This is a genomic window from Geodermatophilus marinus (genome assembly GCF_003428645.1).
In the GTDB taxonomy this organism is placed as follows: Bacteria; Actinomycetota; Actinomycetes; order Mycobacteriales; family Geodermatophilaceae; genus Geodermatophilus.
Genome location: NZ_QVQH01000001.1, coordinates 322,010 through 346,850 on the forward strand (window position 1 = coordinate 322,010; position 24,841 = coordinate 346,850).

At 71.6% G+C, this 24,841-nt stretch carries 30 protein-coding genes; 27 read left to right on the forward strand and 3 right to left on the reverse strand.

The genetic code is table 11. The features are described 5' to 3' along the window. Positions 1–93 precede the first annotated feature (93 nt). On the forward strand, positions 94–3,999 hold the full coding sequence (locus D0Z06_RS01585) for a DNA-directed RNA polymerase subunit beta' (RefSeq protein ID WP_117375614.1): 3,906 nt from the start codon (positions 94–96) through the stop codon (positions 3,997–3,999). Positions 4,000–4,187: 188 nt separating this feature from the next. Here D0Z06_RS01585 and D0Z06_RS01590 read toward each other — a convergent pair whose 3' ends face one another. The 3 genes from D0Z06_RS01590 to D0Z06_RS01600 form a co-directional block, all read right to left on the reverse strand. Beyond that, a complete protein-coding gene (locus D0Z06_RS01590) occupies positions 4,188–5,231 on the reverse strand; it encodes an LLM class F420-dependent oxidoreductase (protein ID WP_117375776.1) in 1,044 nt (347 codons plus the stop codon). A 78-nt stretch (positions 5,232–5,309) separates the two neighbouring features. Continuing rightward, positions 5,310–5,540: a hypothetical protein gene (locus D0Z06_RS01595; protein ID WP_117375777.1), complete on the reverse strand. Its 231-nt coding sequence runs from the start codon at positions 5,538–5,540 to the stop codon at positions 5,310–5,312. A 1,301-nt stretch (positions 5,541–6,841) separates the two neighbouring features. Then, positions 6,842–7,828, reverse strand: a complete 987-nt coding sequence (locus D0Z06_RS01600) for a chymotrypsin family serine protease (protein WP_117375615.1) — start codon at positions 7,826–7,828, stop codon at positions 6,842–6,844. A 544-nt stretch (positions 7,829–8,372) separates the two neighbouring features. Here D0Z06_RS01600 and rpsL point away from each other — a divergent pair. The 26 genes from rpsL to secY all read left to right on the forward strand — a co-directional run bounded on the left by rpsL (position 8,373) and on the right by secY (position 24,841). Continuing rightward, positions 8,373–8,747: a 30S ribosomal protein S12 gene (rpsL, locus tag D0Z06_RS01605; RefSeq protein WP_012950487.1), complete on the forward strand. Its 375-nt coding sequence runs from the start codon at positions 8,373–8,375 to the stop codon at positions 8,745–8,747. 1 nt (position 8,748) lies between these two features. Then, positions 8,749–9,219 carry a 30S ribosomal protein S7 gene (gene rpsG / locus D0Z06_RS01610; RefSeq protein WP_117375616.1) on the forward strand — a complete coding sequence of 157 codons (471 nt, stop codon included), beginning with the start codon at positions 8,749–8,751 and terminating at the stop codon, positions 9,217–9,219. A gap of 100 nt (positions 9,220–9,319) precedes the next feature. Further along, positions 9,320–11,419, forward strand: coding sequence for an elongation factor G (gene fusA / locus D0Z06_RS01615; RefSeq protein ID WP_117375617.1), 2,100 nt, complete (start codon positions 9,320–9,322; stop codon positions 11,417–11,419). 91 nt (positions 11,420–11,510) lie between these two features. Continuing rightward, complete coding sequence (tuf, locus tag D0Z06_RS01620) at positions 11,511–12,704, forward strand: elongation factor Tu (protein WP_117375618.1); 1,194 nt, start codon at positions 11,511–11,513, stop codon at positions 12,702–12,704. A 170-nt stretch (positions 12,705–12,874) separates the two neighbouring features. Then, positions 12,875–13,180 carry a 30S ribosomal protein S10 gene (gene rpsJ, locus D0Z06_RS01625; RefSeq protein WP_014742859.1) on the forward strand — a complete coding sequence of 102 codons (306 nt, stop codon included), beginning with the start codon at positions 12,875–12,877 and terminating at the stop codon, positions 13,178–13,180. Positions 13,181–13,190: 10 nt separating this feature from the next. Beyond that, positions 13,191–13,856, forward strand: a complete 666-nt coding sequence (rplC, locus tag D0Z06_RS01630; protein ID WP_117375619.1) for a 50S ribosomal protein L3 — start codon at positions 13,191–13,193, stop codon at positions 13,854–13,856. Further along, on the forward strand, positions 13,853–14,746 hold the full coding sequence (rplD, locus tag D0Z06_RS01635; RefSeq protein ID WP_117375620.1) for a 50S ribosomal protein L4: 894 nt from the start codon (positions 13,853–13,855) through the stop codon (positions 14,744–14,746). Before rplC ends, rplD begins: the two co-directional genes overlap by 4 nt. Continuing rightward, positions 14,743–15,045, forward strand: coding sequence for a 50S ribosomal protein L23 (gene rplW / locus D0Z06_RS01640; RefSeq protein ID WP_117375621.1), 303 nt, complete (start codon positions 14,743–14,745; stop codon positions 15,043–15,045). Before rplD ends, rplW begins: the two co-directional genes overlap by 4 nt. Before the next feature lie 54 nt (positions 15,046–15,099). Then, a complete protein-coding gene (rplB, locus tag D0Z06_RS01645) occupies positions 15,100–15,933 on the forward strand; it encodes a 50S ribosomal protein L2 (RefSeq protein ID WP_117375622.1) in 834 nt (277 codons plus the stop codon). Positions 15,934–15,959: 26 nt separating this feature from the next. After that, positions 15,960–16,241 (forward strand): 30S ribosomal protein S19, encoded by a 282-nt coding sequence (gene rpsS / locus D0Z06_RS01650; RefSeq protein WP_089402109.1) that lies wholly within the window; start codon positions 15,960–15,962, stop codon positions 16,239–16,241. Between the two features lie 22 nt (positions 16,242–16,263). Further along, on the forward strand, positions 16,264–16,731 hold the full coding sequence (rplV, locus tag D0Z06_RS01655; RefSeq protein WP_117375623.1) for a 50S ribosomal protein L22: 468 nt from the start codon (positions 16,264–16,266) through the stop codon (positions 16,729–16,731). Continuing rightward, a complete protein-coding gene (gene rpsC, locus D0Z06_RS01660) occupies positions 16,731–17,636 on the forward strand; it encodes a 30S ribosomal protein S3 (RefSeq protein WP_117375624.1) in 906 nt (301 codons plus the stop codon). Before rplV ends, rpsC begins: the two co-directional genes overlap by 1 nt. Positions 17,637–17,639: 3 nt before the next feature. Then, the gene (gene rplP / locus D0Z06_RS01665; RefSeq protein ID WP_117375625.1) at positions 17,640–18,056 is read left to right on the forward strand and encodes a 50S ribosomal protein L16; all 417 of its coding nucleotides are present in this window, start codon (positions 17,640–17,642) and stop codon (positions 18,054–18,056) included. Next, positions 18,056–18,289, forward strand: coding sequence for a 50S ribosomal protein L29 (gene rpmC / locus D0Z06_RS01670; RefSeq protein WP_117375626.1), 234 nt, complete (start codon positions 18,056–18,058; stop codon positions 18,287–18,289). The genes rplP and rpmC overlap by 1 nt, the downstream gene beginning before the upstream one ends. After that, complete coding sequence (gene rpsQ, locus D0Z06_RS01675; protein WP_117375627.1) at positions 18,286–18,585, forward strand: 30S ribosomal protein S17; 300 nt, start codon at positions 18,286–18,288, stop codon at positions 18,583–18,585. Before rpmC ends, rpsQ begins: the two co-directional genes overlap by 4 nt. A 223-nt stretch (positions 18,586–18,808) precedes the next feature. Next, positions 18,809–19,177 carry a 50S ribosomal protein L14 gene (gene rplN / locus D0Z06_RS01680; protein ID WP_117375628.1) on the forward strand — a complete coding sequence of 123 codons (369 nt, stop codon included), beginning with the start codon at positions 18,809–18,811 and terminating at the stop codon, positions 19,175–19,177. 35 nt (positions 19,178–19,212) lie between these two features. Then, positions 19,213–19,527: a 50S ribosomal protein L24 gene (gene rplX, locus D0Z06_RS01685; RefSeq protein WP_117375778.1), complete on the forward strand. Its 315-nt coding sequence runs from the start codon at positions 19,213–19,215 to the stop codon at positions 19,525–19,527. Positions 19,528–19,531: 4 nt separating this feature from the next. After that, positions 19,532–20,116 carry a 50S ribosomal protein L5 gene (rplE, locus tag D0Z06_RS01690; protein ID WP_117375629.1) on the forward strand — a complete coding sequence of 195 codons (585 nt, stop codon included), beginning with the start codon at positions 19,532–19,534 and terminating at the stop codon, positions 20,114–20,116. Positions 20,117–20,153: 37 nt separating this feature from the next. Then, positions 20,154–20,339 carry a type Z 30S ribosomal protein S14 gene (locus D0Z06_RS01695; protein WP_012950469.1) on the forward strand — a complete coding sequence of 62 codons (186 nt, stop codon included), beginning with the start codon at positions 20,154–20,156 and terminating at the stop codon, positions 20,337–20,339. 175 nt (positions 20,340–20,514) lie between these two features. Continuing rightward, a complete protein-coding gene (gene rpsH / locus D0Z06_RS01700) occupies positions 20,515–20,919 on the forward strand; it encodes a 30S ribosomal protein S8 (protein ID WP_458339528.1) in 405 nt (134 codons plus the stop codon). A gap of 12 nt (positions 20,920–20,931) precedes the next feature. Continuing rightward, entirely contained in the window at positions 20,932–21,471 is a 540-nt protein-coding gene (gene rplF, locus D0Z06_RS01705; protein ID WP_117375631.1) for a 50S ribosomal protein L6, read from the forward strand. A gap of 29 nt (positions 21,472–21,500) precedes the next feature. After that, a complete protein-coding gene (gene rplR, locus D0Z06_RS01710) occupies positions 21,501–21,881 on the forward strand; it encodes a 50S ribosomal protein L18 (protein ID WP_199522056.1) in 381 nt (126 codons plus the stop codon). Between the two features lie 46 nt (positions 21,882–21,927). Next, positions 21,928–22,542: a 30S ribosomal protein S5 gene (gene rpsE, locus D0Z06_RS01715; protein WP_117375633.1), complete on the forward strand. Its 615-nt coding sequence runs from the start codon at positions 21,928–21,930 to the stop codon at positions 22,540–22,542. A gap of 1 nt (position 22,543) precedes the next feature. Beyond that, positions 22,544–22,741, forward strand: coding sequence for a 50S ribosomal protein L30 (rpmD, locus tag D0Z06_RS01720; protein WP_117375634.1), 198 nt, complete (start codon positions 22,544–22,546; stop codon positions 22,739–22,741). A 13-nt stretch (positions 22,742–22,754) separates the two neighbouring features. Then, a complete protein-coding gene (gene rplO, locus D0Z06_RS01725; protein ID WP_117375635.1) occupies positions 22,755–23,198 on the forward strand; it encodes a 50S ribosomal protein L15 in 444 nt (147 codons plus the stop codon). A 332-nt stretch (positions 23,199–23,530) separates the two neighbouring features. Continuing rightward, on the forward strand, positions 23,531–24,841 hold the full coding sequence (gene secY, locus D0Z06_RS01730; protein ID WP_117375636.1) for a preprotein translocase subunit SecY: 1,311 nt from the start codon (positions 23,531–23,533) through the stop codon (positions 24,839–24,841).

Here is a 24,841-nt window from a genome sequence, read left to right on the forward strand (position 1 = left end):
CCGCCGGCCGGTCCGTCGGGCGACGGACCGGCCGGCGTCCCCAGCCAAACGACTAGAAGTGCAGTAACGAGCCCCGGGAAAGGGGTCCACTCAGTGCTCGACGTCAACTTCTTCGACGAGCTCCGCATCGGCCTGGCCACCGGCGACGACATCCGCCAGTGGTCGCACGGTGAGGTGAAGAAGCCCGAGACCATCAACTACCGCACGCTCCGTCCGGAGAAGGACGGCCTCTTCTGCGAGAAGATCTTCGGTCCCACCCGGGACTGGGAGTGCTACTGCGGCAAGTACAAGCGGGTCCGCTTCAAGGGCATCATCTGCGAGCGCTGCGGCGTCGAGGTGACCCGCGCCAAGGTGCGCCGCGAGCGGATGGGCCACATCGAGCTGGCCGCGCCGGTCACCCACATCTGGTTCTTCAAGGGCGTCCCCTCGCGTCTGGGCTACCTGCTCGACCTGGCGCCCAAGGACCTCGAGAAGATCATCTACTTCGCCGCCTACCTGATCACCTCGGTCGACGACGAGGCGCGGCACCGCGACCTGCCGACCATCGAGGCCGAGATCAGTGCGGAGAAGCACAACCTGGAGTCCCGCCGGGACGCCGACGTCGAGGCCCGCCAGCAGAAGCTGGAGGCCGACCTCGCCGAGCTCGAGGCCGAGGGCGCGAAGTCCGACGTCCGCCGCAAGGTGCGCGAGGGCGGCGAGCGCGAGATGCGCCAGCTGCGCGACCGCGCCCAGCGGGAGATCGACCGCCTCGAGGAGGTGCTCGACACCTTCCGCAAGCTGGAGGTCAAGCAGCTCATCGCCGACGAGGGCCTCTACCGGGAGCTGCGCGACCGGTTCGGGGAGTACTTCGAGGGCGGCATGGGCGCCGCGGCGCTGCAGAAGCTGCTCGCCGACTTCGACCTCGACGCCGAGGCCGCCTCGCTGCGCGAGACCATCCGCACCGGCAAGGGCCAGCGCAAGCTGCGCGCCCTGAAGCGGCTCAAGGTCGTCGCGGCGTTCCAGCAGACCCGCAACTCGCCGATGGGCATGGTGCTGGACTGCGTCCCGGTCATCCCGCCGGACCTGCGCCCCATGGTGCAGCTCGACGGTGGCCGCTTCGCCACCAGCGACATGAACGACCTGTACCGCCGGGTCATCAACCGGAACAACCGGCTCAAGCGGCTGCTCGACCTCGGCGCGCCCGAGATCATCGTGAACAACGAGAAGCGGATGCTGCAGGAGTCCGTGGACGCGCTGTTCGACAACGGCCGGCGCGGCCGGCCGGTCACCGGCCCGGGCAACCGCCCGCTGAAGTCGCTGTCGGACCTGCTCAAGGGCAAGCAGGGCCGGTTCCGGCAGAACCTGCTCGGCAAGCGCGTCGACTACTCCGGTCGGTCGGTCATCGTCGTCGGCCCGCAGCTCAAGCTGCACCAGTGCGGCCTGCCCAAGCAGATGGCGCTGGAGCTGTTCAAGCCGTTCGTCATGAAGCGGCTGGTCGACCTCAACCACGCGCAGAACATCAAGTCCGCCAAGCGGATGGTCGAGCGCGCGCGGCCGGTCGTGTGGGACGTGCTCGAGGAGGTCATCACCGAGCACCCGGTGCTGCTCAACCGGGCGCCGACGCTGCACCGCCTGGGCATCCAGGCCTTCGAGCCGCAGCTGGTCGAGGGCAAGGCCATCCAGATCCACCCGCTGGTCTGCACCGCGTTCAACGCGGACTTCGACGGTGACCAGATGGCCGTGCACCTGCCGCTGTCGGCGGAGGCGCAGGCCGAGGCCCGCATCCTGATGCTGTCCTCGAACAACATCCTGTCGCCGGCCGACGGCCGCCCCATCACCGCGCCGACCCAGGACATGGTGCTGGGCCTGTACCACCTGACGACCGTGGTGCCGAGCCGGCACGAGGCCGAGGGCGGCCAGCCGGCTGCCTTCTCCTCCGCGGCCGAGGCGGTCATGGCCTACGACAAGGGGTCCCTGGGCCTGCAGGAGCGGGCCTGGATCCGCCTCGACGAGGTGTACGGGGTCGACAACGGCTCGGTGAACCCGCCGTGGGAGCAGCCGGAGGACTGGACGCCGGGCGCCCCCGCGCGCGTGCTGACCAGCCTCGGCCGGGTGCTGTTCAACGAGGCCCTGCCCGAGGACTACCGCTTCGTCAACTACCAGGTGCCGAAGAAGGAGCTCGGGGCGATCGTCAACGACCTCGCCGAGCGCTACCCCAAGGTGCAGGTCGCGGCGACGCTCGACGCGCTCAAGTCGGCCGGTTTCCACTGGGCCACCCGCGCCGGTGTCACGATCGCGATCGACGACGTCGTCACCCCGCCGGCCAAGCAGGAGATCCTGGACCGGCACGAGGACGAGGCGCGGCGGATCGAGAAGCAGTACGAGCGCGGTGTCATCACCGACACCGAGCGGCGCTCCGAGCTGGTCGAGATCTGGACCCGCGCGCGGGCCGAGGTCAGCCAGGCGATGGTGGACAACTTCCCCACCACGAACCCGGTCTGGGTCATGGTCAACTCGGGCGCCCGCGGGAACATGATGCAGATCAGCCAGATCGCCGGCATGCGCGGCCTGGTGTCCAACCCGAAGGGCGAGATCATCCCGCGGCCGATCAAGGCCAACTTCCGGGAGGGTCTGTCCGTGCTGGAGTACTTCATCTCCACGCACGGCGCGCGCAAGGGTCTGGCCGACACCGCGCTGCGGACCGCGGACTCGGGCTACCTCACCCGCCGGCTGGTCGACGTCTCGCAGGACGTCATCATCCGCGAGGAGGACTGCGGTACCGACCGCGGCGTGCTCATGCCGATCGGCACCGTCCTCGACGGCACGCTGACCCGCGACCCGCACGTGGAGACCAGCGTGTACGCCCGTGCGCTGGCCGCCGACGTCCCCGCCGAGGACGGCACGGTCGTCGCGCGGGCCGGTGAGGACCTGGGTGACGTGCTCATCCAGCAGCTCATCGACGCCGGCGTCGCCGAGGTCAAGGTCCGGTGCGTCCTCACCTGCGAGTCGCTGCTCGGCACCTGCGCCACCTGCTACGGCCGCTCGCTGGCGACCGGCAAGCTGGTGGACGTCGGCGAGGCGGTCGGCATCATCGCCGCCCAGTCGATCGGCGAGCCCGGCACCCAGCTGACGATGCGCACCTTCCACACCGGTGGTGTCGCGGGTGAGGACATCACCCACGGACTGCCGCGCGTGGTCGAGCTCTTCGAGGCCCGCGTGCCCAAGGGCAAGGCGCCGATCGCCGAGCTGGCCGGCACGGTCCGGATCGAGGACGGCGAGCAGTTCCGCAAGCTGACCATCACCCCGGACGACGGCTCCGACGACGTCGTCTACGACAAGCTGTCGCGCCGGTCGCGGCTGCGCGTCGAGGACGGCTCGCACGTCGAGGTCGGCGAGCAGCTCACCGAGGGTGCGGTGGACCCGCACGAGGTGCTGCGGATCATGGGCCCGCGCGAGGTGCAGCTGCACCTGGTCCGCGAGGTCCAGGAGGTCTACCGCAGCCAGGGCGTGTCGATCCACGACAAGCACATCGAGGTGATCATCCGGCAGATGCTCAAGCGGGTGACCATCATCGACTCGGGTGCGACGGAGTTCCTGCCCGGGGCACTGGTCGAGCGGACGCTGTTCGAGACCGAGAACCGCCGCGTCGTCGCCGAGGGCGGCGAGCCGGCCTCGGCCCGTCCGGTCCTCATGGGGATCACCAAGGCCTCGCTCGCGACCGAGTCGTGGCTGTCGGCGGCCTCTTTCCAGGAGACGACGAAGGTCCTCACCGACGCCGCGATCCAGGGCAAGAGCGACAGCCTGCTCGGCCTCAAGGAGAATGTGATCATCGGGAAGCTGATCCCGGCCGGGACCGGGATCAGCCGCTACCGGAACATCACGGTCGAGCCGACCGAGGAGGCCCGCGCCGCCGTCTACACGATGGCCGGGTACGACGACGGGCAGTACTACAGCCCCGATGTCTTCGGCGCGGGCTCCGGGGAGGCCGTCCGCCTCGAGGAGTACGACTGGCGCGGCTGAGAAAGGACCCTCGTCAGGGTCCCGCGCCTCGCACGCCCGGCGCGGGACCCTGACGAGGGCCGCTCCAGCGGGTCACCAGGGCCCCGCAGGTCATCGACCTGCGGGGCCCTTCCGCGTTTCACGGCGTGACGAAACCCGCCGGTGATCATGGGGTTGTCGCCGAGCGACAACTCCATGATCACGAGAGGTCAGGCGTCGGCGATGCGGCGCATGGTCTCCACCGTGCGCAGCCGGCCCTCGGCGCTGTCGTCGAGCGGCTGCAGCATGAGGGTTCCCACCCCGGCCTCCCGGAAGGCGGCCACCCGCTCCGCGACGTGCGACTCCGGCCCGATCAGCGAGGTGGCCTGCACCAGTTCGTCGGGCACCGCGGCGGCGGCCTCGTCCTTCCGGCCCTCGAGGTAGAGGTCCTGGACCGTGCGGGCCTCGTCCTCGTACCCGTACCGCCGGGCCAGGTCGTTGTAGAAGTTCTTGCCCCGGGCGCCCATGCCCCCGATGTAGAGGGCCAGCGAGGGGCGCACCCGGTCCAGCAGCGACCCGGCGTCCTCGCCGATCGCCACGGGGACGCCCGTCACCACCTGCAGCTCCCCGAGGGACGGGTCGCGCTTCGCCCGGCCGGCCGCCAGCGCCTCGCCCCACACCGACCCGGCCTTCTCCGGCACGAAGAAGATGGGCTCCCACGCCTCGGCGATCTCGGCGGCCAGCTCGACGTTCTTGGGACCGATGGCGGCCAGCAGCACCGGGATGCGGTCACGCACCGGGGTGTTGATCAGCTTCAGCGGCTTGCCCAGGCCCGTACCCTGCTCGGCCGGGAGCGGGACCCGGTACTTCGGCCCGTCGTGGACCAGGCGCTCGCGCCGCCACACCTGCCGGCAGATCTCGACGACCTCGCGGGTGCGCTGCAGCGGGGCGTCGTAGGGGACGCCGTGCCAGCCCTCGATGACCTGCGGCCCGGAGGCGCCCAGGCCCAGGGTGAACCGCCCGTCGGACACGAAGTCCAGCCCCGCGGCGGTCATGGCGGTCAGGGCCGGCGTCCGGCTGTAGATCGGGAAGATGCCGCTCATCAGCTCCACCCGCTCGGTGACCGCGGCCAGGTAGCCCAGCTGGCTCACCGCGTCGAAGGTGTAGACCTCCGCCACCATCGCGAGGTCGAGCCCGGCGGACTCGAGGTCGCGGATCTCCGCGGCGGTCTGGCGGAACCCGCCGCTGTAGCTGGCCTGGATGCCGATGCGCACGTCCACTCCCGGGGTCGGCGGCGCCACCGTTGACGCCGGGCCGACCGTAGCGGCCGCGCCCGCGCGGGCTGCGCGGGCTCAGGCGGTGCGGGGCCCCAGCGCGCGGACCACGCCCACGACCTCGGTGACGACGCGGACCCCGTCCACGTCGCCGGGCACCCGGCTGGCCGCGCGCGGGTCCGCGAGGTCGACCTTCAGGACGTAGCCGGAGTCGCGGCGGGCCAGCCCCACGCCGACCACCTCCGGGTCCGCACCCAGCCGCGCGGCGAGGACGCTCTTGGCGGCACGGGCGGCGGCGCGGTCGGTCATGGCGACCATGGTGCCCTGTCGAGCGGCCGGAGGACAGTAGAAGGACCCCCTCGCCCCCCACGCCTCGCTGCGCTCGCCGCGGGCCCCTGCGAGGGGGCCGTCCCTCCTGCTCGCCCCCCACGCCTCGCTGCGCTCGCCGCGGGCCCCTGCGAGGGGGCCGTCCCTCCTGCTCGCCCCCCACGCCTCGCTGCGCTCGCCGCGGGCCCCTGCGAGGGGGCCGTCCCTCCTGCTCGCCCCCCACGCCTCGCTGCGCTCGCCGCGGGCCCCTGCGAGGGGGCCGTCCCTCCTGCTCGCCCCCCACGCCTCGCTGCGCTCGCCGCGGGCCCCTGCGAGGGGGCCGTCCCTCCTGCTCGCCCCCCACGCCTCGCTGCGCTCGCCGCGGGCCCCTGCGAGGGGGCCGCCCCTCCTGCTCGCCCCGCACGCCTCGCTGCGCTCGCCGCGGGCCCCTGCGAGGGGGCCGCCCCTCCTGCTCGCCCCGCACGCCTCGCTGCGCTCGCCGCGGGCCCCTGCGAGGGGGCCGCCCCTCCTGCTCGCCCCGCACGCCTCGCTGCGCTCGCCGCGGGCCCCTGCGAGGGGGCCGCCCCTCCTGCTCGCCCCGCACGCCTCGCTGCGCTCGCCGCGGGCCCCTGCGAGGGGGCCGCCCCTCCTGCTCGCCCCGCACGCCTCGCTGCGCTCGCCGCGGGCCCCTGCGCGGGGGCCGCCCCTCCTGCTCGCCCCGCACGCCTCGCTGCGCTCGCCGCGGGCCCCTGCGAGGGGGCCGCCCCTCCTGCTCGCCCCGCACGCCTCGCTGCGCTCGCCGCGGGCCCCTGCGCGGGGGCCGCCCCTCCTGCTCGCCCCGCACGCCTCGCTGCGCTCGCCGCGGGCCCCTGCGAGGGGGCCGCCCCTCCTGCTCGCCCCGCACGCCTCGCTGCGCTCGCCGCGGGCCCCTGCGCGGGGGCCGCCCCTCCTGCTCGCCCCGCACGCCTCGCTGCGCTCGCCGCGGGCCCCTGCGAGGGGGCCGCCCCTCCTGCTCGCCCCGCACGCCTCGCTGCGCTCGCCGCGGGCCCCTGCGCGGGGGCCGCCCCTCCTGCTCGCCCCGCACGCCTCGCTGCGCTCGCCGCGGGCCCCTGCGAGGGGGCCGCCCCTCCTGCTCGCCCCGCACGCCTCGCTGCGCTCGCCGCGGGCCCCTGCGCGGGGGCCGCCCCTCCTGCTCGCCCCGCACGCCTCGCTGCGCTCGCCGCGGGCCCCTGCGCGGGGGCCGCCCCTCCTGCTCGCCCCGCACGCCTCGCTGCGCTCGCCGCGGGCCCCTGCGCGGGGCTGCTTCAGGAGCCGATCCACTCCAGGGCCAGCACGTCCAGGACGGTCACCAGCGGGTTGGCGTAGGTGACCCCGCCGCCGGTGCTGCCCCCGAGCTCGCTGCCGGCGAAGAGCAGCCCGAGGGGGGCGCGGTCGCTGCTCCGCCAGATCACCGACCCGCTGTCCCCGCCGGCGCTGAAGGCCCCCGCGAGGCCCTCGACCTCCACCTGGTCGTCGAAGGTGTGCACCACCCCGTCGTACTGGACCGCGACGCCGTCGACCTCCACCGCGGTGACCCGCCCCCGCGTGTGACCGGTGGTCCGGCCGACCTTCTCCACGACCTCGTCCGGGTCGATCTCCTCCACCGGCACGGCCAGGGCCCCCAGCGGGCCGCCGGGCAGCCGCCCGGGCTCGGCGGGCACCTCCGGGTCCAGGACGGCGACGGCGGCGTCGACCAGGTTGACCCCGCCGTGGGCGTGGAACCGCTCGAAGGCGGCCAGGGTCGCGACGCGGTCGGCGTCCACGCCGCGGTCGGCCGGCCCCGGCTGCAGCACCGGGTCACCGACCCGGCCGGCGTCGGTGGCGGCGAGCACGTGGTTGTTCGACAGCATCGCCAGCCGGCCGGCGGCGTGCACGAACCCGCCCAGCGTCCCCGCGCTGACCCCGGCGTGGCCCACGGACACCCCCGGGTGCAGCGGCCGGACCCGGCGCTGCAGGTCCCCGGGCGCGGGGGAGGGGATCGTGGGCGAGGGCAGTGCGCGGACCGCGCCGATCACCCGGACGTCGACCTCGCCGAGGACGGCGTCGTCCAGGCCGGCCAGCAGGATGTCGGCGTCCTCCTTGCTGGCCAGCCGGATGGCCAGGTGGGCCTGCTGCGGGCCGACGGGGGCCAGGCCGAGCGCAGGCCGCGCCCAGCGGGTCCCACCGAGCCCGCTGGCCGTCACCGGGCCGACCGACTCGGCCAGCCGCGTCTCCAGATGGGCCTTGAGCTCGCGGGCGAGGTCGACGTGCACGGGTGCCTCCGGTGGCGGTGGGTGGGCGTCCTGCCACCGACCGTAGGGCGAGGTACTGACAGTCGCGCGACGGCCGCCGGGCCGGGCCGGGGTCCCGGCCCGGGGGGATGTGGCGGGTATGGTCGCCGCACCCCGCCCGGCCACCCCGCCGGGTCGGCCGCCGCGCTCGGGAACAACCCGCGTGCGGGACGGGTTGACCCGGACGTGCCCGCGCGGACACGGCTGATCAGTGCCCGCCGGGTGTGCCGGACCCCGCTTTGACCGTGTTCCGGCACGCGGGTATCGTGGTCAGCCGTGCCCAGGGTGCCCTGGGCCTGCTCCCGTTCGCGGTGCGCCTGCCAGCAGGTGGTGGCGCCGAGTCGCGGGGGGCGACCGATCCGGTTCGAATCACCGGCCGGTCCTGGGGAAGGCGACACGCCCGACCGCGGGGGCCGGTGGTGGACCACGGCCGGGACCGGGTACAGCCCCGGGCAGGACCGGCACCCGGCACGACAGAGCACCGTCCACAGCACGACCCAGCGCAGGTAGGAGATCCAGGCCACCCATGCCCACGATCAACCAGCTGGTCCGCAAGGGCCGCGAGGACAAGGTCGAGAAGACCAAGACCCCGGCGCTGAAGGGCTCCCCTCAGCGTCGTGGGGTGTGCACCCGCGTGTACACGACGACGCCGAAGAAGCCGAACTCGGCGCTGCGCAAGGTCGCTCGCGTCCGCCTCACCAGTGGCATCGAGGTGACCGCCTACATCCCGGGCGTCGGCCACAACCTGCAGGAGCACTCGATGGTGCTCGTGCGCGGCGGCCGGGTGAAGGACCTCCCGGGCGTGCGCTACAAGATCATCCGCGGCTCGCTGGACACCCAGGGCGTCCGCAACCGCAAGCAGGCTCGCAGCCGGTACGGCGCGAAGAAGGAGAAGAGCTGACATGCCGCGCAAGGGCCCCGCGCCGCGCCGTCCGCTGGTCGCCGACCCGGTCTACCAGTCGCCGCTGGTCACCCAGCTGGTGAACAAGGTCCTGGTCGACGGCAAGCGCTCGGTCGCCGAGTCGATCGTCTACGGCGCCCTCGAGGGCTGTCGCGCCAAGACCGACACCGACCCGGTGGTGACGCTCAAGCGCGCGCTGGACAACGTCAAGCCGGCGCTCGAGGTCCGCAGCCGCCGCGTCGGTGGTGCGACCTACCAGGTGCCCGTCGAGGTCCGCGCCTCGCGCAGCACCACGCTGGGTCTGCGCTGGCTGATCCAGTACAGCCGCGCCCGCCGCGAGAAGACGATGACCGAGCGGCTGATGAACGAGCTGCTCGACGCGAGCAACGGTCTGGGAGCCGCGGTGAAGCGCCGCGAGGACACCCACAAGATGGCCGAGTCGAACAAGGCCTTCGCGCACTACCGCTGGTGAGGCGCGTCCACCAGCGCCCGCCGTCGGCGGGACCTCCGGGGCGCTCCTGGACGTCGACGCCCCGGCGCCCGCACACGGACAACCCGCAAGAGGAGAAGTAATGGCCAGCAACGAGGCCCAGCTCGCCAAGACCCGCAACATCGGGATCATGGCGCACATCGACGCCGGCAAGACCACGACGACCGAGCGCATCCTCTTCTACACCGGTATCAACTACAAGATCGGTGAGGTCCACGACGGCGCGGCCACGATGGACTGGATGGAGCAGGAGCAGGAGCGCGGCATCACCATCACGTCCGCCGCGACGAAATGCGCCTGGAACGGCCACGACATCAACATCATCGACACCCCGGGGCACGTCGACTTCACCGTCGAGGTGGAGCGGTCCCTGCGGGTCCTCGACGGTGCGATCGCGGTCTACGACGGCGTCGCCGGGGTCGAGCCGCAGACCGAGCAGGTCTGGCGGCAGGCCGAGAAGTACGGCGTCCCGCGGATGTGCTTCGTCAACAAGCTCGACCGCACCGGCGCCGACTTCTTCCGCTGCGTCGACATGATGGTCGAGCGGCTCGGCGCCAACCCCCTGGTGCTGCAGCTGCCGATCGGTGCCGAGTCCGACTTCGTCGGCGTCGTCGACCTGGTCTACATGCGCGCGCTCACCTGGCGCGGTGAGACCCAGATGGGCGAGGACTACTCCATCGAGGAGATCCCGGCCGAGCTCGCCGACCAGGCGGCCGAGTACCGGGAGAAGCTGCTCGAGGGCGTCGCCGAGACCGACGACGCGATCATGGAGGCGTACCTCGGCGGGGAGGAGATCTCCCCCGAGACGCTGAAGGCCGCCATCCGCCGGGCCACGATCGCCGCCCAGGTCAACCCGGTGCTCACCGGGACGGCGTTCAAGAACAAGGGCGTGCAGCCCCTGCTCGACGCCGTCGTCGACTACCTGCCCAGCCCGCTGGACGTCGGCGCCATCACCGGCACCGCCCTGGACGGCGAGACCGAGGTCGTGCGGCACGCCGACGAGGACGAGCCGTTCTCGGCCCTGGCGTTCAAGATCCAGACCGACCAGCACCTGGGGAAGCTGACCTACGTGCGGGTCTACTCCGGGCGGCTGGACTCCGGGTCCCCGGTGCTCAACAGCACCAAGGACCGCAAGGAGCGGATCGGCAAGATCTACCAGATGCACGCCAACAAGCGCGAGGAGCGCCAGGGCGTGGGCGCCGGCCAGATCGTGGCCGTCGTCGGGCTGAAGCAGACGACCACGGGTGACACCCTCTGCGACCCGCAGAAGCCGGTGATCCTCGAGTCGATGAGCTTCCCCAACCCGGTCATCGACGTCGCGATCGAGCCGAAGACCAAGAGCGACCAGGAGAAGCTCTCCACCGCCATCCAGAAGCTGGCCGAGGAGGACCCGACCTTCCGCGTCAAGCTCGACGACGAGACCGGTCAGACGGTCATCTCGGGCATGGGCGAGCTCCACCTGGAGATCCTCGTCGACCGCATGCGGCGCGAGTTCAAGGTCGAGGCCAACGTCGGCAAGCCGCAGGTGGCCTACCGCGAGACGATCCGCAAGGCCGTCGAGAAGTACGACTACACCCACAAGAAGCAGACCGGTGGGTCCGGCCAGTTCGCGAAGGTCCAGGTCACCCTGGAGCCGCTGGAGATCAGCGGCGACTCGGCGACCTACGAGTTCGAGAACAAGGTCACCGGTGGGCGGGTGCCCAAGGAGTACATCCCCTCGGTCGACCAGGGCATCCAGGACGCCATGCAGTACGGCATCCTCGCCGGCTACCCGGTCGTCGGGGTCAAGGCCTCGCTCATCGACGGCCAGTACCACGAGGTCGACTCGTCCGAGATGGCCTTCAAGATCGCCGGCTCGATGGTCTTCAAGGAGGCCGCGCGCAAGGCCAGCCCGGCCCTGCTCGAGCCGCTCATGGCCGTCGAGGTCGTCACGCCCGAGGACTACATGGGCGACGTCATCGGCGACCTGAACTCCCGGCGCGGCACGATCCAGGCGATGGAGGAGCGCTCCGGCGCCCGCGTCGTCCGGGCCCTCGTCCCGCTCTCGGAGATGTTCGGCTACGTGGGCGACCTGCGCAGCCGCACCCAGGGGCGGGCGAGCTACACCATGGTGTTCGACTCGTACGCCGAGGTCCCGCAGAACGTGGCCAAGGAGATCATCGCCAAGGCCACCGGCGAGTGACCTGCCGGGCGGGGGCGACCCCGCCCGGCCCCACCCAGCAAGCCCACCCCAGAGTTCGCGCTCACTGCGACACCACGAGGAGAGGAACCCAGTGGCCAAGGCCAAGTTCGAGCGGACCAAGCCGCACGTCAACATCGGCACCATCGGGCACATCGACCACGGGAAGACCACCCTGACCGCGGCGATCACCAAGGTGCTGCACGACAAGTACCCGGACCTCAACGAGGCGTCGGCCTTCGACCAGATCGACAAGGCGCCCGAGGAGAAGGCCCGCGGCATCACGATCTCGATCGCCCACGTCGAGTACCAGACCGAGAACCGGCACTACGCGCACGTCGACTGCCCCGGGCACGCCGACTACATCAAGAACATGATCACCGGTGCGGCGCAGATGGACGGCGCCATCCTCGTGGTCGCCGCGACCGACGGCCCGATGCCGCAGACCAAGGAGCACGTGCTCCTGGCCCGCCAGGTCGGCGTCCCCTACATCGTCGTGGCGCTCAACAAGGCCGACATGGTCGACGACGAGGAGATCCTCGAGCTCGTCGAGCTGGAGGTCCGGGAGCTGCTCAGCGAGTACGAGTTCCCGGGTGACGACGTCCCCGTGGTCCGCGTCTCCGCGCTCAAGGCCCTCGAGGGCGACGCCGAGTGGGGCGACAAGCTGATGGAGCTCATGAACGCGGTCGACACCGCGATCCCCGAGCCGCAGCGCGAGGTCGACAAGCCCTTCCTCATGCCGGTCGAGGACGTCTTCACCATCACCGGCCGCGGCACCGTCGTGACCGGTCGCGTGGAGCGCGGCGTCGTCAAGGTGAACGAGGAGGTCGAGATCGTCGGCATCCGCCCCTCGTCGACCAAGACCACCGTCACCGGCGTCGAGATGTTCCGCAAGCTGCTCGACCAGGGCCAGGCCGGTGACAACGTCGGCCTGCTGCTGCGCGGCATCAAGCGCGAGGACGTCGAGCGCGGCCAGGTCGTCGTGAAGCCGGGTTCGATCACCCCGCACACCAACTTCGAGGGTTCGGTCTACATCCTCTCGAAGGACGAGGGTGGCCGTCACACGCCCTTCTTCAACAACTACCGTCCGCAGTTCTACTTCCGGACCACGGACGTGACGGGCGTCGTGACCCTGCCCGCCGGCACCGAGATGGTCATGCCCGGCGACAACACCGAGATGACGGTCGAGCTCATCCAGCCGATCGCCATGGAGGAGGGCCTGCGGTTCGCCATCCGCGAGGGTGGTCGCACCGTCGGCGCCGGCCGCGTCACGAAGATCATCAAGTAACACCCCGCGACGGGCGGTGGTCGTGCCCACGACCACCGCCCGTCCCCCGGGTGGCCGTGCGCTGTGCGCACGAACACCCTCCCCGCTGGGGCCAGACCGGATGAGGTCTGCGACCACCCGGCGTTCCCCAGCTACGAACGAACACCGATCGGCAGGAGCAGAGAACAGCGATGGCGGGACAGAAGATCCGCATCCGGCTGAAGGCCTACGACCACGAGGCGATCGACGCCTCGGCGCGGCGCATCGTCGACACGGTGACCAAGACCGGTGCGCGCGTCGTCGGCCCGGTGCCGCTGCCGACGGAGAAGAACGTCTACTGCGTCATCCGGTCCCCGCACAAGTACAAGGACTCGCGGGAGCACTTCGAGATGCGCACCCACAAGCGGCTCATCGACATCCTCGACCCGACGCCGAAGACGGTCGACGCGCTCATGCGCATCGACCTGCCGGCCTCGGTCGACGTCAACATCCAGTAAGGGGGGAGTCATGGCGAACACGTTCCGTGGTCTCCTCGGCGAGAAGCTGGGGATGACCCAGGTCTTCGACGAGAACAACCGCATCGTGCCGGTGACGGTCGTCAAGGCGGGCCCCTGCGTGGTCACCCAGGTCCGGACCCCCGAGGTCGACGGCTACTCCGCCGTCCAGCTCGGCTTCGGTGAGATCGACCCGCGCAAGGTGAACAAGCCCGAGGGCGGCCACTTCGCCAAGGCCGGGGTCACCCCCCGCCGCCACGTGGTGGAGCTGCGCACCCAGGACGCCTCGGACTACACGGTCGGCCAGGAGCTGACCGCGGAGGTCTTCGACGGCGTCGCCAAGGTCGACGTCATCGGCACCAGCAAGGGCAAGGGCACCGCCGGTGTCATGAAGCGGCACGGCTTCCACGGCCTGGGTGCCGCGCACGGCACCCAGCGCAAGCACCGGTCGCCCGGCTCCATCGGCGGGGCCTCGACCCCCGGTCGCGTCTTCAAGGGCCTGCGCATGGCCGGCCGCATGGGCGCGGTCAAGACGACGACCCTCTCGCTGAACGTGCACAAGGTGGACGCCGAGCGCGGCCTGCTGCTCATCAAGGGCGCCATCCCCGGCCCCAAGGGCGGCGTCGTGCTCGTGCGCTCGGCCGTCAAGGGCGGCCCCGTGGGGAGTGACGACAAGTGACCGCATCGACGACCCAGAACCGGACCGACCGCCAGGTCGACGTCCGCACCCCGGCCGGGGAGACCACCGGCAGCGTCACGCTGCCCGGCGAGCTCTTCGACGCGTCGGCCAACGTCTCGCTCATGCACCAGGTCGTGGTGGCCCAGCTCGCCGCCGCGCGCCAGGGCACGCACGCGACCAAGACCCGCGGCCAGGTCCGCGGTGGCGGCGCCAAGCCCTACCGCCAGAAGGGCACCGGCCGGGCCCGCCAGGGCTCGACCCGCGCCCCGCAGTTCGAGGGCGGCGGCACCGTCCACGGCCCGCAGCCGCGGGACTACTCGCAGCGGACCCCCAAGAAGATGAAGGCCGCCGCCCTGCGCGGTGCCCTCTCCGACCGGGCCCGCGAGGACCGCGTGCACGTGGTGAGCACCTTCGTCGACGGCGACGCCCCCCGGACCAAGGCCGCGCTGGCCACCCTCCGGTCGGTCACCCAGGCCAAGCGGGTGCTCGTGGTCCTCGACCGCGACGACGTCCTCAACTGGGTCAGCCTGCGCAACCTGCCGCAGGTGCACCTGCTCGAGGCCGGCCAGCTGAACACCTACGACGTGCTCGTGGCCGACGAGGTGGTCTTCACCGAGGCGGCGCTGGCCGAGTTCGTGTCCGGCCCCTCCCGGGACCGCGGCCGCGACCTGCCCGACGTGGCGACCTCCCTGACCAAGGGCGGCGTCCCGTCGATCGCCCCGGCCGAGGGCGAGGGCACCGTCGAGACCACCGAGGCGCCCGACCCGCAGGCCACCCCCCGGACCCCGGGCCGCGCCGTGCCGGCGGAGGACGTGACCACCGCGTCCGAGGCCGCCCGCGCCGAGGTGCCCGCCGACGACACCGACGACACCACCGAGGAGAAGCCGTGAGCGTGCGCGACCCCCGGGACGTGCTGCTGTCCCCGGTCATCTCGGAGAAGAGCTACGGGCTGCTCGACGAGAACCAGTACACGTTCCTGGTGCTGCCCGAGGCCAACAAGACCCAGATCAAGATCGCGGTCGAGCAGGTCTTCGACGTGAAGGTCCTCGGCGTCAACACGATCAACCGCCAGGGCAAGCGCAAGCGCAGCCGGGGCAACCGGATGGGCCGGCGCAAGGACACCAAGCGGGCCATCGTGTCGCTCGCCCCCGGCGACCGCATCGAGATCTTCGGCGGGCCGGGCGCCTGAGGCGCCCGCACCCAGTGACCGGACCAGAGAGAACAGACAGGGACTGAGTCAGAAATGGCTATCCGCAAGTACAAGCCGACGACGCCGGGCCGCCGCGGTTCGTCCGTCGCCGACTTCGCCGAGGTCACCCGCGACCATCCCGAGAAGTCGCTGGTCCGGCCGCTGCACGGTCGCGGCGGGCGCAACGTGCACGGGAAGGTCACCGCGCGGCACCAGGGCGGCGGGCACAAGCGCGCCTACCGGCTGATCGACTTCCGCCGGGCGGACAAGGACGGCGTGCCGGCCAAGGTCGCGCACATCGAGTACGACCCGAACCGCACCTCGCGGATCGCGCTGCTGCACTACGCCGACGGCGAGAAGCGCTACATCCTCGCCCCGGCCCGGCTCAAGCAGGGCGACACCGTCGAGTGCGGGCCCGCGGCCGACATCAAGCCGGGCAACAACCTGCCGCTGCGGAACATCCCCGTCGGCACGGTGGTCCACGCCATCGAGCTGCGGCCCGGTGGCGGGGCGAAGATCGCCCGCTCGGCCGGCACCAGCGTCCAGCTGGTGGCCCGCGAGGGCCGGCTCGCGCAGCTGCGCATGCCGTCGGGCGAGATCCGCAACGTCGACGTGCGCTGCCGCGCCACCGTCGGCGAGGTGGGCAACGCCGAGCAGTCGAACATCAACTGGGGCAAGGCCGGCCGCATGCGGTGGAAGGGCAAGCGCCCGACCGTCCGCGGTGTCGCGATGAACCCGGTCGACCACCCGCACGGTGGTGGTGAGGGCAAGACCTCCGGTGGCCGGCACCCGGTCAACCCGAAGGGCAAGCCGGAGGGCCGCACGCGCAAGCGCAAGGCCAGTGACGCCCTGATCGTGCGCCGCCGGCGCACCAACAAGAAGCGCTGAGCGGGCCAGAGGGAGCACGAGAAGACATGCCACGCAGCCTGAAGAAGGGCCCGTTCGTCGACGACCACCTGCTCAAGAAGGTGGACGCGCAGAACGAGAAGGGCACCAAGACCGTCATCCGGACCTGGTCGCGCCGCTCGACGATCATCCCCGACATGCTCGGGCACACGATCGCCGTGCACGACGGCCGCAAGCACGTCCCGGTCTTCGTGACCGAGGCGATGGTCGGGCACAAGCTCGGCGAGTTCGCACCCACGCGCACCTTCCGTGGGCACGTCAAGGACGACCGCCGGTCGCGCCGCGGCTGACCAGGTAGAGAGAGTTCAGACAATGACTTCCCAGGTGGGACAGGAGGCGCCGGTCGCCCGGGCAACCGCCCGGTTCGTCCGCGTCACCCCGATGAAGGCGCGGCGGGTGGTGGACCTCGTCCGCTACCTGCCGACCGACGAGGCCCTGGCCCTGCTGCGCTTCGCGCCGCAGGCGGCCAGCGAGCCCGTGGCCAAGGTCGTCGCCAGCGCCGTCGCCAACGCCGAGCACAACCTGCGGCTGGACCCGGCCGCGCTGGTCGTGAGCGCGGCCTACGTCGACGAGGGCCCGACCCTCAAGCGCATCCGGCCGCGGGCCCAGGGCCGCGCGTACCGGATCAACAAGCGGACCTGCCACATCACGGTCGAGGTCAGCGAGGTGAGCGCCAGCGAGGAGCTCGCCGGCAAGTCGCGCACGGCCCGCCGTCGCACCGGCCAGTCCGGCCCGGCCACCCAGCAGTCGAAGGGCAACACGAGGGGAGGGACCCGATAGTGGGTCAGAAGGTCAACCCGCACGGGTTCCGACTGGGCATCACCACCGACTACAAGTCCCGGTGGTACGCCGACAAGCTGTACAAGGACTACGTCAAGGAAGACGTGGCCATCCGCAAGCTCATGACCAAGGGCATGGAGCGCGCGGGCATCTCCAAGGTGGAGATCGAGCGCACGCGGGACCGCGTCCGCGTCGACATCCACACCGCCCGGCCGGGCATCGTCATCGGCCGGCGCGGCGCGGAGGCCGACCGCATCCGCGGCGAGCTGGAGAAGCTCACCGGCAAGCAGGTGCAGCTGAACATCCTCGAGGTCAAGAACCCCGAGGCCGACGCCCAGCTCGTGGCCCAGGCCGTCGCCGAGCAGCTGTCCAGCCGCGTCAGCTTCCGCCGGGCCATGCGCAAGGCGATGCAGTCGGCCCAGCGCAGCCCGCAGGTCAAGGGCATCCGGGTGCAGTGCTCGGGCCGCCTCGGCGGCACCGAGATGAGCCGCTCGGAGTTCTACCGCGAGGGCCGCGTGCCGCTGCACACCCTGCGCGCGAACATCGACTACGGCATCTACGAGGCCCGCACGACCTTCGGCCGCATCGGCGTGAAGGTCTGGATCTACAAGGGCGACGTCAGCGGCTCGCGCGCCGAGCGCGAGGCGCTGGAGGCCCTGGCCGCCCGGCAGCAGCGCCGCGAGCGCTCGCAGCGGCCGCGCCGGTCGGGCTCCTCGGGCACCACCGCCGGGGGTACCGAGGCCGGCCGCGCCGCCGCCGAGACCCCCACCGGTCCGGCGACCGCCGACAGCGCGGTCGCGACGACGTCCGGGGACGCCGCCGCCCAGCAGACCCTCGCCGAGTCCGCCGGTGCCCAGGGTGCCGCCGCGGCCGAGAGCGCGGCCACCGAGAACACGGAGGGCTGACCCGTGCTGATCCCACGGCGCGTCAAGCACCGCAAGCAGCACCACCCGAGCCGCTCGGGCCGTGCCAAGGGCGGGACGCAGATCAACTTCGGCGAGTACGCCATCCAGGCGCTCGAGCCGGCCTACGTCACCAACCGGCAGATCGAGTCGGCGCGTATCGCGATGACCCGGCACATCCGCCGTGGCGGGAAGGTGTGGATCTCGATCTACCCGGACCGCCCGCTCACCAAGAAGCCCGCCGAGACCCGCATGGGCTCCGGCAAGGGCTCGCCCGAGTGGTGGGTGGCCAACGTCAAGCCGGGGCGGGTCATGTTCGAGCTGTCCGGCGTCCCGGAGTCCGTGGCCCGCGAGGCCATGCGCCGCGCGATCCACAAGCTGCCGATGAAGTGCCGCTTCATCACGCGTGAAGGAGAGGTGTGATGGCCGCCGGTCTGACCGCTCCCGAGCTGCGCGAGCTCTCCGCTGAGGAGCTCGCCACGAGGCTGCGCGAGTCGAAGGAAGAACTGTTCAACCTGCGGTTCCAGGTGGCCACCGGCCAGCTGGACAACAACCGGCGGCTGCAGACCGTCCGCCGCGACATCGCCCGGATCTACACGATCATGCGCGAGCGCGAGCTGGGCCTCTCGGCCGCCCCGAGCGAGGGTGTGGCATGAGCGAGCCCGACAACACCGCTGTCGCCAGCGGTCCCGGCCTGGCCGGCCGTGGCTACCGCAAGGTCCGCGAGGGCTACGTGGTCAGCGACAAGATGGAGAAGACCATCGTCGTCGAGGTCGAGGACCGCGTGAAGCACGGCCTCTACGGCAAGGTCCTCCGGCGCACGAGCAAGCTGAAGGCCCACGACGAGCAGGGGGTCGCCGGCGTCGGTGACCGCGTGCAGATCATGGAGACCCGGCCGCTGTCGGCCACCAAGCGGTGGCGGCTGGTCGAGGTCCTCGAGAAGGCCAAGTGAGCCGCGGCCTCCCCGGGGCGTCCGCTGTGGCGGACGCCCCGGTCGAGGCCACCCAGGACCAGGTACCCTGGACGACTGGCGCCGCCCACGGGTGGGCGCCGCATCCCGGTACCCGTGTCGGACGCACCGGCGGTCGCCCCCGCCGGTGCGTCCGCGCGTGGGTACCGGACAGCCGGTTCACCGTTCCGGCCCGGCTGTCACCGAGAGAGATCAGGAGTAGCACGTGATCCAGCAGGAGTCGCGACTGCGTGTCGCCGACAACACCGGTGCGAAGGAGATCCTCTGCATCCGCGTGCTCGGCGGCTCGGGGCGACGCTACGCGGGCATCGGTGACGTCATCGTCGCCACCGTGAAGGACGCGCTGCCCGGTGCCGGGGTGAAGAAGGGTGACGTCGTCAAGGCGGTCGTCGTCCGCACGGCGAAGGAGCGGCGGCGTCCCGACGGCTCCTACATCCGCTTCGACGAGAACGCCGCGGTGATCATCCGTGACAGCGGGGACCCGCGCGGTACCCGCATCTTCGGCCCCGTCGGGCGCGAGCTGCGCGACAAGCGGTTCATGCGGATCATCTCGCTCGCTCCGGAGGTGTTGTGACCATGGCTCAGGCAGCCAGCGGGAAGACCCCGTCGATGAAGGTGAAGAAGGGCGACACGGTCGTCGTGCTGTCCGGCAAGGACAAGGGCGCGAAGGGCCGCGTGATCGCCGCCTACCCCAAGCAGCAGAAGGTGCTGGTCGAGGGCGTGGGCCGGGTGAAGAAGCACACCCGCATCAGCTCGAACCAGCGCGGCGCGCAGCAGGGCGGGATCGTCACGCAGGAGGCGCCCATCCACGTCAGCAACGTGATGGTGATCGACTCCGAGGACAAGCCGACCCGGGTCGGTTACCGCAAGGACGAGGAAGGCCGCAGCATCCGGGTCTCGCGGCGCACCGGTAAGGACCTCTGATCCCATGAGTGCACCCACCCGTGAGCTGCCCCGCGTGCTGGCCCACTACCGCGAATCGATCGCGCCGGCCCTGCAGTCGGAGTTCGGCTACGAGAACGTCATGCAGATCCCGCGGCTGACCAAGATCGTCGTCAACATGGGCGTCGGCGAGGCCACCCGGGACGCGAAGCTGATGGACGGCGCCGTCCGGGACCTCACCGCGATCACCGGCCAGAAGCCGGCCGTCGTGCGCGCCCGCAAGTCCATCGCCCAGTTCAAGCTGCGCGAGGGCATGCCGATCGGCGCCAAGGTGACCCTGCGCGGCGACCGCATGTGGGAGTTCCTGGACCGGCTGCTGTCGCTGGCCCTGCCCCGCATCCGCGACTTCCGCGGCCTGAACGCCAAGCAGTTCGACGGCAACGGCAACTACACGTTCGGGCTGACCGAGCAGTCGATGTTCCGCGAGATCGACGTCGACAAGATCGACCGCCCCCGCGGCATGGACATCACGCTGGTCACCACCGCCACCACGGACGAGGAGGGTCGCGAGCTCCTGCGCCTGCTGGGCTTCCCGTTCGCCGGCCAGCCCGTCGTCACGACCATCCGCTGAGCCGGGATCGAGTCGGCGGGAACGAGGAGAGACAGACATGGCCAAGAAGGCGCTGATCAACAAGGCGGCCCGCAAGCCGAAGTTCGCCGTCCGCGGCTACACGCGGTGCCAGCGGTGCGGCCGCCCGCACTCGGTCTTCCGGAAGTTCGGCCTCTGCCGGATCTGCCTCCGGGAGATGGCGCACGCCGGTGAGCTGCCGGGCGTGAGCAAGAGCTCCTGGTAGCAGGACCCCGACCTCCCCACCCTTCGCAGGCTCAGGGTGGGACCCGGGACGGGGCCCGACGGCGGCCCCGCAGCCGGGCCGCTCCATCCCACAACCGATCGCCGAGAGGCCCGCGCGCAGTCCTCGGGACCACGCGCAGAGGAACCGCGGCGAGAGAGGCACCACACCCATGACGATGACCGACCCGATCGCGGACATGCTCACGCGGATCCGGAACGCCAACCAGGCGTACCACGACTCCGCGGTCATGCCGTCGTCGAAGCTGAAGACGCACATCGCCGAGATCCTCCAGCAGGAGGGGTACATCGCCGGCTGGTCCGTCAACGAGGTCGAGAAGGACGGCACCACCCGCAAGGAGCTGGTGGTGGACCTCAAGTACGGCCCCAACCGCGAGCGGAGCATCGCCGGCGTCCGGCGCGTCTCCAAGCCCGGTCTCCGGGTGTACGCGAAGTCGAACGCGCTGCCGAAGGTGCTCGGCGGCCTGGGGGTGGCCATCATCTCCACCTCCACGGGGCTGCTCACCGACCGTCAGGCGAACAAGAAGGGCGTGGGCGGGGAAGTCCTCGCCTACGTCTGGTAAGGGAGCGAGCAGATGTCACGGATCGGACGACTGCCGATTCCGGTGCCCAGCGGTGTGGACGTCACGATCGACGGCCGGATGGTCAGCGTGAAGGGTCCCAAGGGCGAGCTGGCCCACACGGTCGCGGCCCCCATCACCGTGGAGCGCGCCGACGACGGCACGCTCGCCGTGCTCCGGCCCGACGACGAGCGCGAGAGCCGAGCCCTGCACGGCCTGTCGCGCACGCTGATCGCCAACATGATCACCGGGGTCACCGACGGGTACACCAAGACGCTGGAGATCGTCGGCGTCGGGTACCGCGTCCAGGCCCGCGGCTCGGACCTCGAGTTCGCGCTGGGCTACAGCCACCCGGTGCCGGTGCGGGCCCCGGACGGGATCACCTTCACCGTCGAGTCGCCGACCCGCCTGCGGGTCGCCGGGATCGACAAGCAGCAGGTGGGTCAGGTCGCGGCCAACATCCGCGGGCTGCGCCGCCCCGACCCCTACAAGGGCAAGGGTGTGCGCTACCAGGGTGAGGTCATCAAGCGCAAGGTCGGGAAGACGGGTAAGTGATGGCACAGACCGAGAAGAGTGCCGCTCGGGTGCACAAGCCCGTCGGCACCGACGTCAGCACCGCGCGGCGGACCTCCCGCCTGCGCCGGCACACCCGCCTGCGCAAGCGGGTGGCGGGTACGCCGGAGCGTCCGCGCCTGGTGGTCAACCGCAGCTCCCGGCACATCCACGTGCAGGTCGTCGACGACACCGTCGGCCGGACCCTCGTCAGCGCCTCCACGCTGGACCGCAGCCTGCGCGGTGCGGAGGGCGACAAGTCCGCCCTGGCCCGCCGGGTGGGGGCACTGGTCGCCGAGCGCGCCCAGGCCGCCGGCATCACCGCCGTCGTGTTCGACCGCGGTGGGAACCGCTACCAGGGCCGGATCGCCGCGCTCGCGGACGCGGCCCGCGAGGGTGGGTTGGACTTCTGATGACCACGTCGACGAGCACGCCGAAGAAGATCGAGAGGGACCTCTGATGCCAGGACCACAGCGACGCGGCGGCGGCGCCGGCGGCGGCAACGACCGCCGCGACCGTCGTGACGGCGGGCGGGGGCCCGGCGGCGCGCCTGCCGAGAAGAGCAACTACATCGAGCGCGTGGTCGCCATCAACCGCGTGTCCAAGGTCGTCAAGGGCGGTCGGCGCTTCAGCTTCACCGCCCTGGTGATCGTGGGCGACGGTGACGGCACCGTGGGCGTCGGGTACGGCAAGGCCAAGGAGGTGCCCGCGGCCATCGCCAAGGGCGTCGAGGAGGCCAAGAAGCACTTCTACCGGGTGCCGCGCATCGCCAGCACCATCCCGCACCCGGTGCAGGGTGAGGCGGCGGCCGGCGTCGTGCTCCTGAAGCCGGCCAGCCCCGGTACCGGTGTGATCGCCGGTGGCCCGGTGCGCGCCGTCCTCGAGTGCGCCGGCATCCACGACGTGCTCTCCAAGAGCCTCGGCTCGTCGAACCCGATCAACATCGTGCACGCCACCATGCAGGCGCTGAAGGACCTCGTCCGCCCCGAGGAGATCGCGGCCCGCCGCGGTCTGCCGCTGGAGGACGTCGCCCCGGCGGCCATGCTGCGGGCGCGTGCGGGCCAGGGGGTCTGACATGGCGCAGCTGAAGGTCACCCAGATCCGGTCGGCGATCGGCACCAAGCCCAACCAGCGCCAGACGCTGCGCTCGCTGGGCCTGAAGCGGATCAACGACTCGGTCGTCCAGGAGGACCGTCCCGAGATCCGCGGGATGGTCGCGACGGTGCCGCACCTCGTGCGTGTGGAGACCGTCACCGTCGAAGAGATCAGCTGAGCAGGGACGAGTCATGACTCTCAAGGTCCACCACCTGCGCCCGGCGCCGGGCGCCCACACCGCCAAGACCCGCGTGGGGCGCGGTGAGGGCTCCAAGGGCAAGACCGCCGGCCGCGGCACCAAGGGCACGGGCGCGCGGGGCAACACCTCGCCGCGGTTCGAGGGCGGGCAGACGCCGCTGCACATGCGGCTGCCGAAGCTCTCGGGCTTCAAGAACGCCGACAAGGTCGTGTTCCAGGTCGTCAACCTCGACCGGATCGCGGCGCTGTTCCCCCAGGGCGGGTCGGTCAACCCCGACTCGCTCGCCGAGGCCGGCGCGGTCCGCCGCGGCCAGCCGGTCAAGGTGCTCGGCACCGGCGACCTCGGCGGGGTCGAGGTGCACGTGCACGCGCACGCGTTCTCGGCGTCCGCCGCGGAGAAGATCGCCGCGGCCGGGGGCAGCACCACCCGCATCTGACGAAGGACCCACTGCCCCATCGTGGAAGGCCCTCCCTGCCCTCCGTCGACGGACGCCGTCCACCCCAGCCCCGGCACGCCCGGGGCGGGGTGCGCGGCGGCGTCGCGGCGGGGCCCGGTAGGAGGGCCGCCCGCGGTGGGACCCCGCAGAGGGGTCTGACCCCCGGGGCGCATCTCCGCGCGAGATGACCGCCCCGGGGGTCGTCTGCTCCCGGGCCCGGCGCCTCCCACCGCGCCGGCCGGGTCTCCCCCTGCGGGCCCCACCGCGAGTGGCGGGGCGCAGGGGGGCTCCGTCCCGTTGATAACCTCATCCGACCGACCAGGGGAGGGCACGTGCTGCAGGCGTTCGCCGCGGCGTTCCGGACGCCAGACCTCCGGCGCAAGCTGCTGTTCTCCCTGGCGATCATCGCCGTGTACCGGCTGGGCGCCGCGATCCCGGGGCCCGGCGTCTCGGTGGAGGCGATCAACAGCTGCCTCGAGCAGGCGCAGGCCTCCGACCAGCGGGACGTCTACTCCCTGGTCAACCTCTTCTCCGGCGGCGCGCTGCTGCGCCTCTCGGTGTTCGCGCTGGGGATCATGCCCTACATCACCGCGAGCATCATCGTGCAGCTGCTCGTCGTGGTCATCCCGCGCTTCGAGCAGCTGAAGAAGGAGGGGCAGTCGGGCCAGCAGAAGCTGACCCAGTACACCCGCTACCTCACGATCGCGCTCGCGGTGCTGCAGAGCACCGGCATCATCGCCCTCGCCCGCAGCGGCCAGCTCTTCCCCGGCTGCGCGCAGGACATCATCCCGTCGGACTCCATCTGGTCGACGATCCTCCTGGTCATCACCCTGACGGCCGGGACCGCGCTCATCATGTGGCTGGGGGAGCTGCTCACCGAGAAGGGGATCGGCAACGGCATGTCCGTGCTGATCTTCACCTCGATCGCGGCCCGCATCCCGGCCGAGGGCGGCGCCATCCTGCAGACCCGCGGCGGCTTCGTCTTCGCCTTCGTCTGCTTCCTGGCGCTGCTCATCATCGGCGCCGTCGTGTACGTCGAGCAGGCCCAGCGGCGCATCCCCGTCCAGTACGCCAAGCGCATGGTCGGCCGCCGCATGTACGGGGGCACCTCGACCTACCTGCCGCTGAAGGTCAACCAGGCCGGCGTCATCCCGGTCATCTTCGCCTCGTCCCTGCTCTACCTGCCGCAGCTGATCACCCAGCTGCAGGGGGACGAGACCGGCCCCGTGCGGCAGTTCTTCGAGAACTACGTGATCGACCAGAGCAGCCCGGTCCACGTGGCGATCTACTTCGGGATGATCATCTTCTTCACGTACTTCTACGTGTCGATCACCTTCAACCCGGAGGAGCGCGCCGAGGACATGAAGCGCTACGGCGGCTTCATCCCCGGCATCCGCCCCGGCCGACCGACCGCCGAGTACCTCCAGTACGTGCTGTCCCGGATCACCCTGCCCGGGTCGATCTACCTGGGGCTGGTGGCAGTGTTGCCCAACCTGTTCCTCTCGATCACCCAGCCGGGAGCGAACCAGAACTTCCCGTTCGGGGGGACCGCAGTGCTGATCATGGTGGGAGTGGGGTTGGAGACCGTGAAGCAGATCGAGACGCAACTCAACCAGCGCAACTACGAAGGGTTCCTGAAGTAG

Excerpts from the sequence above, each read along its gene's own strand:
- D0Z06_RS01595 (WP_117375777.1), bottom strand. The coding sequence starts at position 5,540 with ATGACCGACCGCGCCGCCGCCCGTGCCGCCAAGAGCGTCCTCGCCGCG.
- rpsL (WP_012950487.1), top strand. The coding sequence starts at position 8,373 with ATGCCCACGATCAACCAGCTGGTCCGCAAGGGCCGCGAGGACAAGGTC.
- rpsG (WP_117375616.1), top strand. The coding sequence starts at position 8,749 with ATGCCGCGCAAGGGCCCCGCGCCGCGCCGTCCGCTGGTCGCCGACCCG.
- fusA (WP_117375617.1), top strand. The coding sequence starts at position 9,320 with ATGGCCAGCAACGAGGCCCAGCTCGCCAAGACCCGCAACATCGGGATC.
- rpsJ (WP_014742859.1), top strand. The coding sequence starts at position 12,875 with ATGGCGGGACAGAAGATCCGCATCCGGCTGAAGGCCTACGACCACGAG.
- rplC (WP_117375619.1), top strand. The coding sequence starts at position 13,191 with ATGGCGAACACGTTCCGTGGTCTCCTCGGCGAGAAGCTGGGGATGACC.
- rplB (WP_117375622.1), top strand. The coding sequence starts at position 15,100 with ATGGCTATCCGCAAGTACAAGCCGACGACGCCGGGCCGCCGCGGTTCG.
- rpsS (WP_089402109.1), top strand. The coding sequence starts at position 15,960 with ATGCCACGCAGCCTGAAGAAGGGCCCGTTCGTCGACGACCACCTGCTC.
- rplV (WP_117375623.1), top strand. The coding sequence starts at position 16,264 with ATGACTTCCCAGGTGGGACAGGAGGCGCCGGTCGCCCGGGCAACCGCC.
- rpmC (WP_117375626.1), top strand. The coding sequence starts at position 18,056 with ATGGCCGCCGGTCTGACCGCTCCCGAGCTGCGCGAGCTCTCCGCTGAG.
- rpsQ (WP_117375627.1), top strand. The coding sequence starts at position 18,286 with ATGAGCGAGCCCGACAACACCGCTGTCGCCAGCGGTCCCGGCCTGGCC.
- rplX (WP_117375778.1), top strand. The coding sequence starts at position 19,213 with ATGAAGGTGAAGAAGGGCGACACGGTCGTCGTGCTGTCCGGCAAGGAC.
- rplE (WP_117375629.1), top strand. The coding sequence starts at position 19,532 with ATGAGTGCACCCACCCGTGAGCTGCCCCGCGTGCTGGCCCACTACCGC.
- D0Z06_RS01695 (WP_012950469.1), top strand. The coding sequence starts at position 20,154 with ATGGCCAAGAAGGCGCTGATCAACAAGGCGGCCCGCAAGCCGAAGTTC.
- rpsH (WP_458339528.1), top strand. The coding sequence starts at position 20,515 with ATGACCGACCCGATCGCGGACATGCTCACGCGGATCCGGAACGCCAAC.
- rplF (WP_117375631.1), top strand. The coding sequence starts at position 20,932 with ATGTCACGGATCGGACGACTGCCGATTCCGGTGCCCAGCGGTGTGGAC.
- rpsE (WP_117375633.1), top strand. The coding sequence starts at position 21,928 with ATGCCAGGACCACAGCGACGCGGCGGCGGCGCCGGCGGCGGCAACGAC.
- rpmD (WP_117375634.1), top strand. The coding sequence starts at position 22,544 with ATGGCGCAGCTGAAGGTCACCCAGATCCGGTCGGCGATCGGCACCAAG.
- rplO (WP_117375635.1), top strand. The coding sequence starts at position 22,755 with ATGACTCTCAAGGTCCACCACCTGCGCCCGGCGCCGGGCGCCCACACC.